The sequence below is a fragment of the Micromonospora sp. ATA51 genome, assembly GCF_016802855.1.
Classification (GTDB): Bacteria; Actinomycetota; Actinomycetes; order Mycobacteriales; family Micromonosporaceae; genus Micromonospora; species Micromonospora sicca.
This window is the reverse complement of the sequence record NZ_JAEVHJ010000175.1, coordinates 1-13,695: the sequence shown is the minus strand read 5'-3', so window position 1 is coordinate 13,695 and position 13,695 is coordinate 1. Positions and strand designations below refer to the sequence as shown.

General features: G+C 71.3%; 12 protein-coding genes and 4 pseudogenes. 6 read left to right on the top strand and 10 right to left on the bottom strand.

Annotation, left to right across the window (positions count from 1 at the left end):
- Nucleotides 1–451 precede the first annotated feature (451 nt).
- Together JNW87_RS23830 and JNW87_RS23825 are read right to left on the bottom strand one after the other, a co-directional pair.
- Nucleotides 452–898 carry an SRPBCC family protein gene (locus JNW87_RS23830; protein ID WP_109803475.1) on the bottom strand — a complete coding sequence of 149 codons (447 nt, stop codon included), beginning with the start codon at nt 896–898 and terminating at the stop codon, nt 452–454.
- Nucleotides 899–1,340: 442 nt separating this feature from the next.
- Nucleotides 1,341–1,679 carry a hypothetical protein gene (locus JNW87_RS23825; RefSeq protein WP_146231176.1) on the bottom strand — a complete coding sequence of 113 codons (339 nt, stop codon included), beginning with the start codon at nt 1,677–1,679 and terminating at the stop codon, nt 1,341–1,343.
- Nucleotides 1,680–2,219: 540 nt separating this feature from the next.
- Between JNW87_RS23825 and JNW87_RS23820 the strand changes: the two genes are divergently transcribed.
- Nucleotides 2,220–2,924: a VOC family protein gene (locus JNW87_RS23820; protein ID WP_109803493.1), complete on the top strand. Its 705-nt coding sequence runs from the start codon at nt 2,220–2,222 to the stop codon at nt 2,922–2,924.
- Between the two features lie 179 nt (nt 2,925–3,103).
- On the opposite strand, the pseudogene JNW87_RS23815 reads toward JNW87_RS23820, so the two are convergent.
- Nucleotides 3,104–3,354 (bottom strand): annotated as a pseudogene (locus tag JNW87_RS23815) (hypothetical protein); the annotation flags it as partial.
- A gap of 64 nt (nt 3,355–3,418) precedes the next feature.
- Nucleotides 3,419–3,745 (bottom strand): DUF664 domain-containing protein, encoded by a 327-nt coding sequence (locus JNW87_RS23810; protein ID WP_109803494.1) that lies wholly within the window; start codon nt 3,743–3,745, stop codon nt 3,419–3,421.
- Between JNW87_RS23810 and JNW87_RS23805 the strand changes: the two genes are divergently transcribed.
- The gene (locus JNW87_RS23805; RefSeq protein ID WP_236648161.1) at nt 3,675–3,998 is read left to right on the top strand and encodes a DinB family protein; all 324 of its coding nucleotides are present in this window, start codon (nt 3,675–3,677) and stop codon (nt 3,996–3,998) included. The two genes, JNW87_RS23810 and JNW87_RS23805, sit on opposite strands and share 71 nt — an antisense overlap.
- A 299-nt stretch (nt 3,999–4,297) precedes the next feature.
- Here the strand turns inward: JNW87_RS23805 and JNW87_RS23800 are convergent, their stop codons facing one another.
- Together JNW87_RS23800 and JNW87_RS23795 are read right to left on the bottom strand one after the other, a co-directional pair.
- Nucleotides 4,298–4,912, bottom strand: a complete 615-nt coding sequence (locus JNW87_RS23800) for a dihydrofolate reductase family protein (RefSeq protein ID WP_109803477.1) — start codon at nt 4,910–4,912, stop codon at nt 4,298–4,300.
- A 143-nt stretch (nt 4,913–5,055) separates the two neighbouring features.
- A pseudogene (locus JNW87_RS23795) lies at nt 5,056–5,954 on the bottom strand (LysR family transcriptional regulator).
- 71 nt (nt 5,955–6,025) lie between these two features.
- Here JNW87_RS23795 and JNW87_RS23790 point away from each other — a divergent pair.
- Nucleotides 6,026–6,907: a dihydrodipicolinate synthase family protein gene (locus tag JNW87_RS23790; protein WP_109803479.1), complete on the top strand. Its 882-nt coding sequence runs from the start codon at nt 6,026–6,028 to the stop codon at nt 6,905–6,907.
- 438 nt (nt 6,908–7,345) lie between these two features.
- Here JNW87_RS23790 and JNW87_RS23785 read toward each other — a convergent pair.
- Together JNW87_RS23785 and JNW87_RS23780 are read right to left on the bottom strand one after the other, a co-directional pair.
- A pseudogene (locus JNW87_RS23785) lies at nt 7,346–8,397 on the bottom strand (low temperature requirement protein A).
- A 501-nt stretch (nt 8,398–8,898) separates the two neighbouring features.
- The gene (locus JNW87_RS23780; protein WP_109803481.1) at nt 8,899–9,084 is read right to left on the bottom strand and encodes a hypothetical protein; all 186 of its coding nucleotides are present in this window, start codon (nt 9,082–9,084) and stop codon (nt 8,899–8,901) included.
- 607 nt (nt 9,085–9,691) lie between these two features.
- Between JNW87_RS23780 and JNW87_RS23775 the strand changes: the two genes are divergently transcribed.
- Nucleotides 9,692–10,663 carry an NADP-dependent oxidoreductase gene (locus JNW87_RS23775; protein WP_201749797.1) on the top strand — a complete coding sequence of 324 codons (972 nt, stop codon included), beginning with the start codon at nt 9,692–9,694 and terminating at the stop codon, nt 10,661–10,663.
- Nucleotides 10,664–10,907: 244 nt separating this feature from the next.
- Here the strand turns inward: JNW87_RS23775 and JNW87_RS41675 are convergent.
- Both JNW87_RS41675 and JNW87_RS23770 read right to left on the bottom strand, forming a co-directional pair.
- A pseudogene (locus JNW87_RS41675) lies at nt 10,908–11,189 on the bottom strand (WYL domain-containing protein); the annotation flags it as partial.
- Between the two features lie 98 nt (nt 11,190–11,287).
- Nucleotides 11,288–11,494, bottom strand: a complete 207-nt coding sequence (locus JNW87_RS23770; protein WP_201749799.1) for a hypothetical protein — start codon at nt 11,492–11,494, stop codon at nt 11,288–11,290.
- A gap of 100 nt (nt 11,495–11,594) precedes the next feature.
- On the opposite strand from JNW87_RS23770, the gene JNW87_RS23765 reads away from it, so the two are divergent.
- A complete protein-coding gene (locus JNW87_RS23765) occupies nt 11,595–12,296 on the top strand; it encodes a VOC family protein (protein ID WP_109803484.1) in 702 nt (233 codons plus the stop codon).
- A 154-nt stretch (nt 12,297–12,450) separates the two neighbouring features.
- Nucleotides 12,451–13,695: ROK family protein (locus JNW87_RS23760; protein ID WP_238454421.1), on the top strand; the 1,245-nt coding region annotated here is incomplete at its 3' end.

Sequence of the window (13,695 nt, the reverse complement as noted above, 5' to 3'; positions counted from 1 at the left end):
CGAAGTCGCATCATATGCCTCCTCATCGATGCGCGGAGGTTATCAGTAAACTTTGTTAAATGTAAACGGGCGGTGCTCTGTCAGCACTTGGGCCAAGGCACCGAGCACGGCGGTCAGCCCAGGTCGAAGTCGCATCATATGCCTCCTCATCGATGCGCGGAGGTTATCAGTAAACTTTGTTAAATGTAAACGGGCGGTGCTCTGTCAGCACTTGGGCCAAGGCGTGAAAGGGACACGCCGGTGCCACTGAGGGAAGGACGCCGTGTTCCACAGTGGTGCTCAGTCTGTGCGCCGCCCAGGTACGGCGGACGTCCATGTTCGCGAGTCTCGACGCCACCCGAGCGCGGCCGTCTGACCTTGGCGCCGGCCGCCCCAGGCGACCACTACCCAGGGTGAGAGCGCCCCGTCAGGATCGGCGCGTTGTCCGAGGCAGAAGAGTGCGTCTTTGCGTTCACCCGTCGGCAGGTCGGCCGCCCTTCTCGAGGATCCGTTTGAGAGTGCCGAGGTTGGCGGCCACCGCCGACTTGACGCCGGAAGCCGCCAATGGCGCAATGAGCCGCAGCGGACCTGAGGGCTGGAGATTCATGGTGTTTGTGAGGGTGGTGCCGTTTCCCGTCGGGGCGAACAGGTAGGTAGCCTCGGAGTGGAAAGGCCCGAGAGCACCTCGGATCGAGAGTCGGCGGTCCAGCTCGAACTCGGTCACTTCGAACGTCTCCTCGCTTCGGGTGGGAAGCGTCCGGGTTTGCCGGTAGTGCGAGCCGACGCCCACCGCGCCGCCGGAGATCTTCCGGGTCTCGCTGATCGCGTAGTTCCACAGCGGCAGGTTCTCGAAGTGCGCGAGGAACCCGAACACCTCGGCGGGCCGGCGGTTGATCGTGACCGTGTTGGTGAACTTCATCTGAGCCGATCTCCTCACTGTGCGCTGCGCAGCAGGAGCTGTGCCGCAGGCGGGTCGTGGGCAAACAGGATGACCGGGCCGGCATCCGCTGCTTGAGGGCGAGTACCTGGTCGGTGGTCTTGGCGACTTGGCTCCGGTCGCCGACGCCGGGAAGCTGGCGTCGTTCCAGCAGTCCGCCCCGTAGGTGAGATCACCGGCCAGCAGTAGTGGTGACCTCCCGCGAGCCGTCGCCCATGACGTCGAGCGACTCGGGGAACGGCATCAGGGTCTGGTCGTTCGTGACTTCTCCGCCTTTGATGTGGCAGCAACGCTGGACATGTGGCTCGCTCTATTGTGCTCGCCGACCTGATCGGGCGAGTCGACACCAGCCTTCGCCTGGTTCATAGGTATGTCAGTGACTTCGGTAGCGGCGCCGCGTAGCGGACGTCACGCGGGCAGTTCGTTACGGGGCGGTCGCGTACCAGGATTGGTCGTGGAGCCCTGCCGGGTCGAGGATCTGGATGCTGTCCGGTGAGGTCACCACCAGCCGCTGCTCAGCGAAGGCGAGATCCAGCAGATGCGCGGCCACCCGCTGCCGTAGCGACCCGAAGGCGTTGATGGCGGTCTGCTGCAGCGTCTCGTACAGCCTTCGGTTCAGCTCCTCCGCCAGCGCCCACGAAACTCGGGCATCGCGCAGCGCCGGCGCCGTCAACGTCGGTGAGTCGATCCGGAACAGCCTCGGCTCGGCCAGCGTCTGAAGGCCGACATCGGCCGGCCCTCCGACGAGAACCGCGATCCCCAACACGTCGCAGGTGCGCGCATACCGAACCGTCAGCTGCCGTCCCCCCGAGAGGCCATGTAGACCCGCAGCAGACCACCGACGACGAGCCACGTCCTCGGATCCGAGCTCTCCCGATAGAGCGTGCTCCCTGCCGGATAGTCGGTGATCTCCCAGAGCTAAGGATCCGGCATGAGGATCACGAGCGTAAAGAACCCAGCTGCCCTGGCCAGAGATCCGACCCGGCGGACGTCCTCAATTCGGCAGTTGCGGAGTGCCGTGCGGTGCCGAGCGCTGGCCACTGTAGGCGATGGCGTGCGTCCAGCCGGCGCGCACGACCTGCGGCAAAGAGCGCACTGCCTCGCCGGAGCGGGCCGGCCCCGTACGTGCGTCTGGTCACTGGTGCCATCCACGCCAACGCCCTTGCAAGTAAGGGAACCACGACCATGGCAGTGCGCGCGGATATCTGGCGCGCGACTGTCATCACGCGCCCTGCGCCACTCGCGATACGTCCGGCCCCAGTTTAGCCTTGTTGTCTTGCTGGCCCGTGTCTACTGTGCGGTGATGCTCTCGCGAATGCTGACGGTGACCTTCGATGCGCACGACGCGGCTCGCCTGGCGCAGTTCTGGGCCGGCGTGCTTGGCCGGGAGGTCGTCGAGGACGCCGGTGGTGCGCTCCTGCCTGGCGAGGACACCCAGCTCAGCCTCCGGTTCGTCCCGAGCCGCGCGGAGAAGGTGGGGCCGAACCGCATGCACCTTCACCTGACCAGCGCCAGCCGCGCCGACCAGCAGCACACGGTGGCGACGGCGCTGGGGCTCGGCGCCGGCCACCTCGACGTCGGGCAGCGCCCTGAGGAGGGGCACGTCGTCCTGGCCGACCCCGAGGGCAACGAGTTCTGCGTGATCGAGCCGGGCAACGCCTTCCTCGCCGGGTGCGGCTTGCTCGCGGAGCTCGCCTGCGACGGCACCCGTGAGGTCGGCCTCTTCTGGAGCGAGGCGCTGGGCTGGCCGCTGGTGTGGGACCAGGACCAGGAGACCGCGATCCAGTCACCGCACGGCGGCACAAAGGTCGCGTGGGGAGGCCCGCCCGTGGCCCCGAAAGAGGTGAGGAACCGGCAGCGCTTCGACCTCGCCCCGGCCGGTGGCGACCAGCAGGCGGAGGTCGACCGGCTGGTCTCCCTCGGGGCCACTCGGCTCGAGGTCGGTGAGGACGGCGCCGTCGTGCTGGCCGATCCCGACGGCAACGAGTTCTGCGTGAAAGGGAACTGACCACAGCGCGCCGGGTTGCCCAGTGGGTCAGGGCGGCCTGCTGCCGGACCCCTCCCTCCGCGTCCGGCCCGCCGCGTTCATCCCACCACCAGCCGGATACCTCATCACCAGCCGGATACCTCGTCACCCCGGCGCCACCGAACCCATCGACTCAGATCGCGCAGACACGCCGACGCTGGGCGGTAGACGAGTGTGTCGTTGCGGTTGCCCGGTCGCGGCTGGCCAAGGGCGATGACCAGGCGGGTGTTGGCGTCGATGGCGACCTGCAGGTTGGCCGAGTAGCGGTAGTTCTTCGACGGGTTGCCAGGCGGTGGTCGCGGGTCGGCACGAGGGTGCCGGCGACGATGGCGATCTGGTCCTCCGGGCGGCGGAACTGGATCGGGCGAAGCCCGGCAAACGGGTAGATCCACTCCGGGCGCGATGCCGAGATCACCTGCACCCGACCATCGTCAACCACCGCTCAACGGCGACGATCACCGGCTCACGAACGCGCCTCAGGCAATGGTAGGACCGGCTGCCTTGGCGGCCCGCTCGATCTGCGTGCGTCTGGCTTCCCAGAAGGCCGCGTCGCGCTGGGCGTTGGCGTCTCCGGCTGCTGTACCTGTCAAGCCGTCGAGCTGTTCGCGCAGGATGTCGGCGTGTCCGGCGTGACGGCTCGTCTCGGTGAGCATGTGGACCAGGATGGTGAGCAGCGTGACCTGTGGGCGCGGCCACCAGGGCACGTAGCCGGGTGAATCGATCGTCAGGGCGATGATCGTCGCGTCTGAGTGCTCCCTGCGCCACCTGGTGTTCGCCGCCGACGCGTGGGTGCGGCGGGCCATCCTCGGCGACCCCTCGCCGTGGGACCCGCTCGACCTGCCGCGGGACGAGATGCCGGACACCCCGGGGATCCCGCGGGACCGCGAGGCCCGTCCCTCGCTCGACGAGATCCTGGCGCTGCGCCGCGACTGGATGGCGACCGTGCGCACGGTGGTCGACGGCCTGCCGACGAGTCCCTGGCCAGCCGCACCGAGCCCGTCGAGGGGACCGGCTGGCCGCCGCCGGAAAGCTTCCCGGTACGCGAGTGCCTGCTGATCGTCCTGAACGAGGAGTGGCACCACCGGCAGTTCGCCGAACGGGACCTCGACGCCCTTGCGGACAGGCGCGACACGGAAGGCGACCTGATCGACGTCGGACCGACTGCCCGGTCCTCGGCATGTTGGCCGCGCACCATCAGCGGCATGACAGTGCGCGGGATCAGGTAGGTGAGCACTGCGCTGCCGGGGACGTGAGGTACTTGTCCGCGGATCGCGCCCACGTGTGGCGGTATCAGACGATCACATCGCCGACCGACGGATGTGGCGCCGCTGTGGCGATCCTCCCCGCAAAGGCGGCTATTTCCCTCCTGGTACCTGGTCCTTGACCTCGTCGTAACCGACCTTGGTGGGTGCTGCGGTCGGCGCGTAGATCACGCGGATCACGCCCGTCGGAAACGCCTCCGTCGCCGTCATTCTCAGGTGGTACGGCGCGTCGCCGTCGTCGAACAGCTTGCGGCCCTTACGCGCCGCCACCGGATGCACCAGCAGGCGCAGCTCATCGACCAGTCCCGCGGCGAGCAGTTGCTGCACCACGGAGATCGACCCGGGGATGAGGATGCCTCTGATGCCGGCATCGGCCTTGAGCGAGGTGACGGCATCGAGGAGATCGCCCTTGATCAGCTCGGAGTTGCGCCAGGAGAACTCCAGCGGCTGGCGCGAGACGACCACCTTGCGCACGTCCCCGAGTTGTTTGGCGAACGGTGCGTCGTCCCCACCCGCGGCCTCACGGTCGGGCCAGGCTCCGGCGAAGCTGTCGTAGGTCTCGCGGCCGATGAGCAGCACGTCAGCGGTGTCATAGTCCTCGCCGACGGCGCGGCCCATGTTCTCGTCGAAGTACGGGAAGTGCCAATCGGGGTCGATCTCGGCCACACCGTCGGCCGAGATGAACAGGGTGGAGATGACCTTTGCCATCGGGGTGATCCCTTCGAGTCAGGTGGTGTCGGTAGGTAGACCGGCGCATCATCCCAAACTCATCGGCCGGCCACAGACCCGTCCCGACGGAGAGTCGGCATTTCGAGCTCGTCGTGATGCCGGGTGCGGCGGCCCAGTGGTGCTCACTGGCCGAGGTAGGCCATGGTGGACGCGCGGATCGCGGTGACGCACGCGGCCACAGCCGGGTGGGTGGCCGCCCCCCGCCGATACGTGATGCGGGTCCGTCTCCGGGTGGGCAGCGGGACGAGGTGGACCCCGGCGGGCGGCTGCGCTGCGGCGAGCTGTGGCACCAGCGAGACCCTTGGCCGGCCGCGACCAGCGCCAGTACCGTGGCGAAGTCGTCGGCGTGGTGGCGCACCTGGGGCATGAAGCCGGCCGTCCGGCAGACTCGCAGCGCGACGGTGTGGCAGAGGGTGCCGGGGCTGCCCACGATCCAGGCGGCGTCTCTGGCCCCGCGGATCGGGTCGGTGTCCGCTGCCGCGCGAGCAGCGGCGGGCACAGCGAGGAATACCGTCTCGTCCAGCAGAGGCGCCCCGTCCAGGGCGGGGTCCGGCTCGACCGGTGCCACGTCGTAGTCGTGCATCAGCCCCACGTCGAGCCGCCGGTCGCGCAGCGCGTCCGGCATCGCGGCCGGGTCCAGCTCGCTCACCATCAGCTCGAGCCCCGGATGTTCGCGACCGAGCGTGACCAGCGCGGCCGGCAGCAGCGTGCGCACCGCGGTGGGGAACGCGCCGATGCGCAGCGGACCGGACAGCCCGGTGCCCGCGGCGGCCAACGCGGCGGTCGCCCGCTCGAGGGCGGCCAAGACGGTCTCAGCGTGCTGCACAAGGACCGCACCGGCCGGGGTGAGCGTGACCCGGCGGCCGGTGCGCTCCAGCAGCGGCACGCCCGCCTCCCGCTCCAACGCGGCCAGCTGCTGAGAGACGGCCGACGGTGTGTACGTGTGCGCCTCGGCGACGGCAGCGATCGTGCCAAGGTGAGCCAGGTCGCGCAGCAGGCGCAGTCGGCGAACGTCGAGCATTAGCTGAGCTTACGAGTCTGTGGAGAAAGGTGAACTGGACCTTCAGTGCCTGGACGTCACAGGCTGGACGGATGACGACTCTCACCGGTGTGTACGTTCCGCTGATCACCCCGTTCGACGCCGTCGGGGCCGTAGCCCTCGACGCGCTGGAAACCCTCGCGCACCAGGTACTGGACGCCGGAGCGACGGGCGTGGTCGCGCTCGGCACCACCGCAGAGCCGGCCGCGCTCAGCGGCCCCGAGCAACGCGCCGTGGTCGACGTCGCCGCTCGGGTTTGCCGGGAACGCTCCGCGCAGCTGCTGGTCGGCGCTGGCACGGCAGAGGCTCTGCATACGTTGCGGGACCGGCCAGAGGTGGTGGCTGCGCTGAGCCTGGTGCCACCGTTCATGCGCCCGGGTGAGGCGGGAGTGCTTGCCTACTTCGCCGACCTCGCCGCCGCCAGCCCCGTACCGCTCGTCGTCTATCACGTCCCGTACCGGACCGGGCAGTACCTGTCTGCGGAGGCCCTGCGGCGGCTGGCGGACCTACCAGGTGTGGTCGGCGTCAAATACGCCGTCGGCGGGATCGATGCCGATACCCTCGCGCTCCTCGCCGACCCGCCGAACGGCTTTGCCGTGCTCGGCGGCGACGATGCCTTCATCTCGCCGCTTCTGGCACTTGGTGCGCACGGCGGCATCGTGGCCTCGGCGCACGTCGCCACGGCCCAGTTCGTGGAGCTGGCCGACGCGTGGCGCACCGGCGACGCGGGCCGAGCGCGAATGATCGGGCGCCGTCTCTCGGTCCTGTCGACGGCGCTGTTCGCCGAGCCCAACCCGACCGTCGTCAAGGCGGTTCTGCACGCGCACGGCCGCATTCCCACCGCCGCGGTACGACTGCCCCTCCTGCCGGCCCGCCCGGACACCACACAGGCGGCGCTGCGCCACGCCGGTGCCCTGCTCGGCGCCACGACCTAACCGACGAGCCCAGTTCGCGAAACATCCCTCATCGGTATGACCGGGTGACCAGCGGCATGAGGGCCGCGCTAGTGCTCTGACCAGAAACGTTGACCGGGTCGGTCGGGGTTGGGAAATGTCGTAGGGCGTGGCGAATCATGGAATGTGCGTATCGGTGGCAGTCCGTGAGCCTGCGTGTCGGCTATCGCTGCGGTGCTGCCGAGGCAGTGGCCAGCCGGGCGACTACCGCGGTGAGCCATGCGAGACCAAGCGCTGCTGCGGTGGTGAAGGCGAGGACCGTGGTGGATCAGGGTCGCACCGGCCCGGGCCGCGGTTCTCGCCGATGTCGTTCGCGTCGACGTGCGCACCTGGCTGGCCGCGCTTCCGGCGGAGATCGTCACGCCGGCGCGGGTGGACGCCGAGGCGGCCAAGGTGCTCGCCGACGTGCCGCTCCGCAGGTCATGGGGGCGCCGGTAAGCCGGCCTCGCGCTGTCGTCTGACCAACTCCACGGCCGCGACGCCCAGCACGACGAGCGTGGCGACGAGGCTCAGGACCAGGTTCGGCAGGTGCGGGGCAGTCGGCACCAGGGCGACGGCGGCGAGGACACCGACGGCGTGGGAGAGCGGGATGCGTCCGAGGACCTCGTGGTCGAGGGTGGCCCGGCCGATCAGGAACAGCGCGACGCCGCCCAGGGTGAGCGCGGTCAGGACCGCCTCCGGGCGTTCCGCGGGATGCTTGATGATCCGTTCGAAGCCCGCGGCGAGGCCGACCACACCGACCACCATCAGCCAGTGGGCGTACGGATTGGTCTGGACCAGTCGGTACCGATGCGGGGACCTCTCGATCGCGCTTCTCAGTCTCGCCCCGGCCCCACGCGCGTAGCTCCACCACAGCAGGACGGCCGCGACGAACGCGATGGCGAACGCGCTGAGCCGGCCGAGGTTGAACGGCATGTCGCTCAGGGTCAGGACCGTGACCAGAATGAGTTCACCCAGGGTGAGGACGTAGATCTGCTGGTACCGCTCGGCCAGGTGCTCCGGCACCACGTCGTACCGCGGCAGTCGCGGCCGGCCGGGTATCGGAACCGGAAGCCGAAGGCGACGTAGTCCACGGCGAGCGCGGCCAGCCACACCGCGAGACGCGTACCGGGATTGGGGACCAGGCCGCCGACGATCCACAGGATGCCGGAAACGGTGTTCCACGACAGGACACGGATCGGCCGCTCCCGCTCCCTCCGGCCGCGCAGCGATGCGATGAGCACCAGCCCGCGACCCCAGTTGATTGCGGCCCAGGTGGCGCCGAAGGCCAGGCCATGGCTGCTGAACGCGGTCGGCAGGGCGGCGGACATCAGCATGCCGCCGAACATGATCCCCAGGATCACGAGCTGGACGGGTCGCTGCTGAGGGCTGTAGAGGTCCGTGAACGACGTGGTGGTGACCCAGACCGCCCACAGCGTCGAGAGGGCGAGCAGCGCCTGAGCCATGCCCGTCCAGGTGTCCTCGTTCGCCATCTTCTGCGACGTCAGGGTCAGACTGGCGATGAGCGCAAGATCAAAGAACAGCTCCAGCAGATCCGTCGGCTGTCCACGCATCATCATCGTGCGCGTTATCGGCCGACGTCCGCCATTCATCACAGCAGGCCTTCTTGATCTCGCGGCCCTCGGTCAGCCGAGCGCCCGGAGACCACGTCCGGCCCTGACCGCCATCGGTGCTGAGCCGCCACCCACCTCCGCGATACGCGCCCGGGGGACCGTCGGCCCTGGTCGGCGTGGCGCTGCCCTGCGGCCCAAGCTATCGGATGCCCACCCGGTCACCGACGAATTCCGGACCATGCCACCCGGTGGCGGTCGACGCCGGCTGCCGGGCGTCGTGGCGGCGCCGCGAGCCTCCTCGGCCACGCGTTCACGGATCGCGGCGGGGCGGCAGCCCTCGACGGCGGTCCGCTCGCTGACCTCCAGCTGGTAGCGGCCGTCGGCCGCTTCGGCGTCGGCACCGGCGGATGCGCGTCCGTCCTACTCGAGGCCGCGGAGGATGTGGTGCTCGTCCATCGGCTCGTCCTCGTCAGCGCCGGCCCGGCCGAGCTGGGCGGCGCGAGCCCAGACCGACAGGGACGTCGTGGTCTCCGTCGTGCCACCGATCTGCTGGCCCGCACTGTGCCGGCCCCACTCGGTCCGGAGCTCTGTGTCGGGATCCGTCATGGTGCTGCCCCCTCGTCATGCATCCGGCCGGCCGGAACCGGTCGCTTCTACGGCGCCACAGGGAACCATCCCACGCCACCGTGCGCCCGGACCCTCAAGCCGTGGTAGAGCGGCGGTGAAGGCCGCCGACCCGAGCGGGACGGGATGCCGGCCAGACCCGGAACCGCTCTGCAATGACGCCATCGTCCCCCGCGCCGGTGTCCAGCGCATCAGCAGGCCAGGCGGTCGGCCGCGTGGGCCGGGTCGTTCCGCCGGGTGCCGTCGGCGCTCCCGGGCTGCAGCGGTTCGGCCTGGACGCCGGGTCGGAGGTGGGCGCCGTGCTGCTGCGCCGCCCACAAGACGCTCGGCGGCCCCCGGTGGTACTACGCCTCGATGCCGGCGCACTGGCGGCGCCGGTGGGCAGGTAGCGCAATGTGGAGAGACAGTCGCCGGGTGGTGGCCGGGCTTCGTGCGCACGGCCACCGTGCTGACCCGACTGGGTGAACGGCGCCCGGGCAGCGATCCCCGACGCCACGGGCAGGACATGCTACGAGCGCGGTGGGTGCCGACGCGCGCCCGGAGGCGCGTTCACCGGATGCGGGCGCAGCGGGGTGGAGAGGAATCGCACATGACAGCGGGGGATGTGCCCGAGCGTATGCAGGCGGCGGCCTTCGACGAGTTCGGAGGTCCGGAGGTGATCACCCTGCGTACCCTGCCGGTGCCGCAGATCGCCGACGACGAGATCCTGCTCAAGGTGTGGAGCGCCGGTGTGGGGGTGTGGGACGCCCGCGCGCGGGAGGGCAAGCTGGTGCCCGAGGGCGCCGCGTTCCCGATGGTGCCCGGCGCCGAGGCCGCGGGGACGGTCGCCGCGGTGGGACGGCGGGTGACCAACGTCGCGGAGGGCGACCTGGTCTACGTGTACGGGTACACCCGGCCGAAGGGTGGCTTCTACGCCGAGTACGCGGCGACGAAGGCGGAGTACGTCGCGAAGCTGCCGGGGGGTGTGCCGGCGGAGCACGCCGGGGCCATGCCCACCGACGCGCTGACCGCGCTGTCCGGACTGGACGCCCTGGGCCTCTCGGCCGGGGCGTGGGTGCTGATCTTCGGCGCGAGCGGCGGCCAGGGGCATCTGGCCGTGCAGTTGGCGAAGCGGCAGGGACTCAACGTGATCGCCGTGGCGTCCGGGGCGGAGGGCGTGACGCTGGTGACCCGGCTCGGCGCCGACCTGTCCCTTGACGGCCACGGCGACCTCACGGAGGTGCTCGCCCGCATCCGCGAGGTGGCACCGGACGGCGTCGACGGCGTCCTGGCGATGGCGGGTGGCGCAACCCTGGACCGGCTCGCCGAGGCGCTCCGCGACGGTGGTCTGCTCGCCTACCCCAACGGGGTGCAACCGGCGCCGCGCGAGCGACCCGGCGTGACGGTCCAGGCGTACGACGGCGAGACGGGTCCCGAGCGGTTGCAGCGCCTCAACGAGCTCATCGAGGCGGGACCGTTCCAGGTGCACGTCGCCGAGACGTTCCCCCTCGGGCGGGCGGCGGAGGCGCACCAACGCCTGCAGACCTCCTTCCCCGGCAGGCTGCTGCTCGCGGTCCGGTAGCACACCCTGCGTCGGACCCTGCCCGGCCGCCCGGAGCCAGCCTCGGCGCGTACGGCCCGGCCGAGGTGGCCGAGTACTCCGCACTCGGGGTGACCGAGGGGCAGGTCACGCCGGACCGGCACTCGGTGGAGTACACCCGGCGGATCGGCGACGAGGTGCTGCCGAAACTGGCCGACATCGGCTGACCGCAGCGCGAGCACCGCTGAGGGGGCGGCCCCGCTGCGGGCTGGGACCGGCTCCGGGAGGCTCGGTAGGTGCGTCGCCCGCCGTCGCGCACGGCGACCAGGTACCAGTCGCCGGCCGCGAGGACCAGCCCGAGGGGGTCGACCTTCCGGGTGGTCGCCCGCCCGTCCCGTACGTAGCGCAGGCGCACCCGGCGGTCGCGCCAGACCGCGTCGGCGAGCTGGGTCAGGCACGGCACCGGCTCGGGCGTGCCGTACCAGCGGACCGGGTCCAGGTGGAACCGCGCCGCGTTCCGGTAGGCGCGCTCCCGGGCCTCGCCGGTGAGGCTGGCCCAGACCCTCATCCGGGCGCCCTCCAGCATCCCGCCCAGGCCGAGCTGCTCGGCCGGGTCGGCGAGGCCGAGAAACGCCAACGCCCCGGCCTCGTCGAGGCCGACCCCCGTCAGCCGGGTGCGGTAGCCGCGGTCCAGACGGTATCCGCCCGCCGGCCCGCGGGTCGACCGCACCGGTATCCCGGCGGCCAGCAGCGCCTCGACGTCCCGCTGCACGGTCCCTCGCCGACCTCCAGCTGCCGGGCCAGCTCCCGGGCGCTGGCCTGGCCACGGACCTGGAGCTGGAGCAGCAGGATCATCATCCGCGCGGCACGCACCGTTCCATCCTGACCCGGGTATACGACAGAAGGTGTCGGGAACCCGGGTGACACTGGGCCGGCGGCGCCGCCCTGGGGGCCGACCAGCGAGAGGAGCGACATGACCGAGGTGTCGACGGACCCGACCGAGCGGGTCGCCCCGCGGCAGTTCCACGAGGCCGACGGGGTGGGGGACTGGCGGGTGCTGGGCGAGGGAGCGTGCGCGTACTTCCGCACCGGGTCGTTCGCGGCCGGCGCCCGGTTCGTCCAGGCGATCGGTGAGTTGGCCGGCCTGGACGACCACCACCCGGACGTCGACGTGCGGCAGGCGGGCGTGACCGTCCGTTTGATCACGATCGTCCCCGGCTTCTACGGGCTGACCGCGCGCGACGTGGAGCTGGCCCGGCGGATTTCGGCGGTGGCGGGGGAGCTGGGCCTGCCCGCGGACCCGGCCGGTCTGCAGAACGTCCAGGTCACCATCGACGCGCTGGTCGGTCCCGAGGTGCTGCCGTTCTGGCGTGCCCTGCTCGGCTACGTCGACCGGGGGGACGGCGACGAGGACCTGATCGACCCGCGCGGGCGCGGGCCGCTGCTGTGGTTCCAGCCGATGGACGCGCCGCGCCCGCAGCGCAACCGGATGCACATCGACGTCTGGGTGCCGTACGACCGGGCGGAGGCGCGGGTGGCGGCGGCGGTCGCGGCCGGCGGCCGCCTGCTGACCGACGAGTACGCGCCGGCGTACTGGGTGCTGGCCGACGCCGAGGGCAACGAGGCCTGTGTCGGCACGGCCGGCTGGACGGGGCCGGAGCCGGGGGCTCGGTGAGCGGTACCGTGGCCGTCCGGGTGCGCAGGGCCGGAGGGGTGCGGAGGACGGCTGGACGACCCGGCATTATTCGGTGCTTGGTTCATGGCATTAATCTGGGATGACGCATCCCGGTGAGGCCGCCACGGGTGGTGACAGGGGAAAGGTGGCGGACATGGACGCCAGACGCACCACGGTGCGCGACATGCGCCGCGCCAACCGCTCCGTGCTGCTCACCCGGATCTGGCTCGACGGCCCGCTCAGCCGCCACGAGCTGGGCCAGAGCACCGCGCTGAGCCTGGCCAGCGTGAGCAACCTGGTCGGCGAGATGATCGCCGAAGGGATCGTCGAGGAAGCCGGCTCGGTGGAGTCCGACGGCGGCCGCCCCCGGGTGCTGCTGCGGGTCGCCCCCGGCTACGGCTACCTGGTCGGCGCCGACGTCGGCGAGACCCGGGTCCAGGTCGAGCTGTTCGACCTGGCGATGACCGCGCTGGCCAAGGCGGAGTACCCGATCGCCGCCGCCGAGCCGGACCCGCACGCCGTGGCCACCCACCTGCTGCACGGGCTGGCCGCGGTGGTCGAGCAGGCCGGCGTCGACCCGGCCGCGGTGCTCGGCTTCGGCGTGGCGGTCTCCGGGACGGTGGAGCGGACCGCCGATGCCGTGGTGCACGCCCAGACCCTCGGCTGGGACGGGGTGCCGCTGGGCGCCATGCTGCGCGCCGGCACCGACATCCCGGTGCACGTCGACAACGGCGCGAAGACCCTCGGCCAGGCCGAGATGTGGTTCGGCGCCGGCCGGGGCGCCCGACACGCCGTCATCGCCCTGGTCGGCTCCGGGATCGGGGCCAGCGTGGTGGCCGACGGGGTCGGCTATCGGGGCGCGCACAGCAGCGCCGGCGAGTGGGGCCACACCACGATCGTGTACGGCGGTCGCCGCTGCCGCTGCGGCAACCACGGCTGCCTGGAGGCGTACGTCGGGGCGGAGGGAGTCCTCGATCGGTTCCGGCAGGCCAACCGGGGTCGCCCGGCGGCCGGCGGCGACGAGGAGAGCGCCTTCGGCGAGCTGCTGCGCTCCCCGACCCGGACGGCCGCGAAGGTCCTCGACGAGACGGTCGGCTACCTCGGCGCGGGCGTGGCGACCCTGGTCAACCTCTTCAACCCGGAGCGGGTGGTGCTCGGCGGCTGGGCCGGGCTGGCGCTGGGGGACCGGTACCTGCCGCAGATCCGCGAGGCCACCGCGCGGCACGCGCTGCGCCAGCCGTACGCGCAGACCTCGATCGAGCTGTGCCAGCTCGGACCGGACGCGGTCGCGATGGGCGCGGCCACCCTGCCGATGGCTCGGCTGCTGCGCGAGGGCGGGGTGCCCCGCGACCCGGCCGTCCGGATGACCGCGCCGTCGCAGCGCCCGGCGGGCCGCCCC

Excerpts from the sequence above, each read along its gene's own strand:
- JNW87_RS23805 (WP_236648161.1), top strand. The coding sequence starts at position 3,675 with ATGATCGTCGCGTCTGAGTGCTCCCTGCGCCACCTGGTGTTCGCCGCC.
- JNW87_RS23790 (WP_109803479.1), top strand. The coding sequence starts at position 6,026 with ATGACGACTCTCACCGGTGTGTACGTTCCGCTGATCACCCCGTTCGAC.
- JNW87_RS23830 (WP_109803475.1), bottom strand. The coding sequence starts at position 898 with ATGAAGTTCACCAACACGGTCACGATCAACCGCCGGCCCGCCGAGGTG.
- JNW87_RS23820 (WP_109803493.1), top strand. The coding sequence starts at position 2,220 with ATGCTCTCGCGAATGCTGACGGTGACCTTCGATGCGCACGACGCGGCT.
- JNW87_RS23800 (WP_109803477.1), bottom strand. The coding sequence starts at position 4,912 with ATGGCAAAGGTCATCTCCACCCTGTTCATCTCGGCCGACGGTGTGGCC.
- JNW87_RS23810 (WP_109803494.1), bottom strand. The coding sequence starts at position 3,745 with ATGGCCCGCCGCACCCACGCGTCGGCGGCGAACACCAGGTGGCGCAGG.
- JNW87_RS23775 (WP_201749797.1), top strand. The coding sequence starts at position 9,692 with ATGACAGCGGGGGATGTGCCCGAGCGTATGCAGGCGGCGGCCTTCGAC.
- JNW87_RS23765 (WP_109803484.1), top strand. The coding sequence starts at position 11,595 with ATGACCGAGGTGTCGACGGACCCGACCGAGCGGGTCGCCCCGCGGCAG.
- JNW87_RS23780 (WP_109803481.1), bottom strand. The coding sequence starts at position 9,084 with ATGACGGATCCCGACACAGAGCTCCGGACCGAGTGGGGCCGGCACAGT.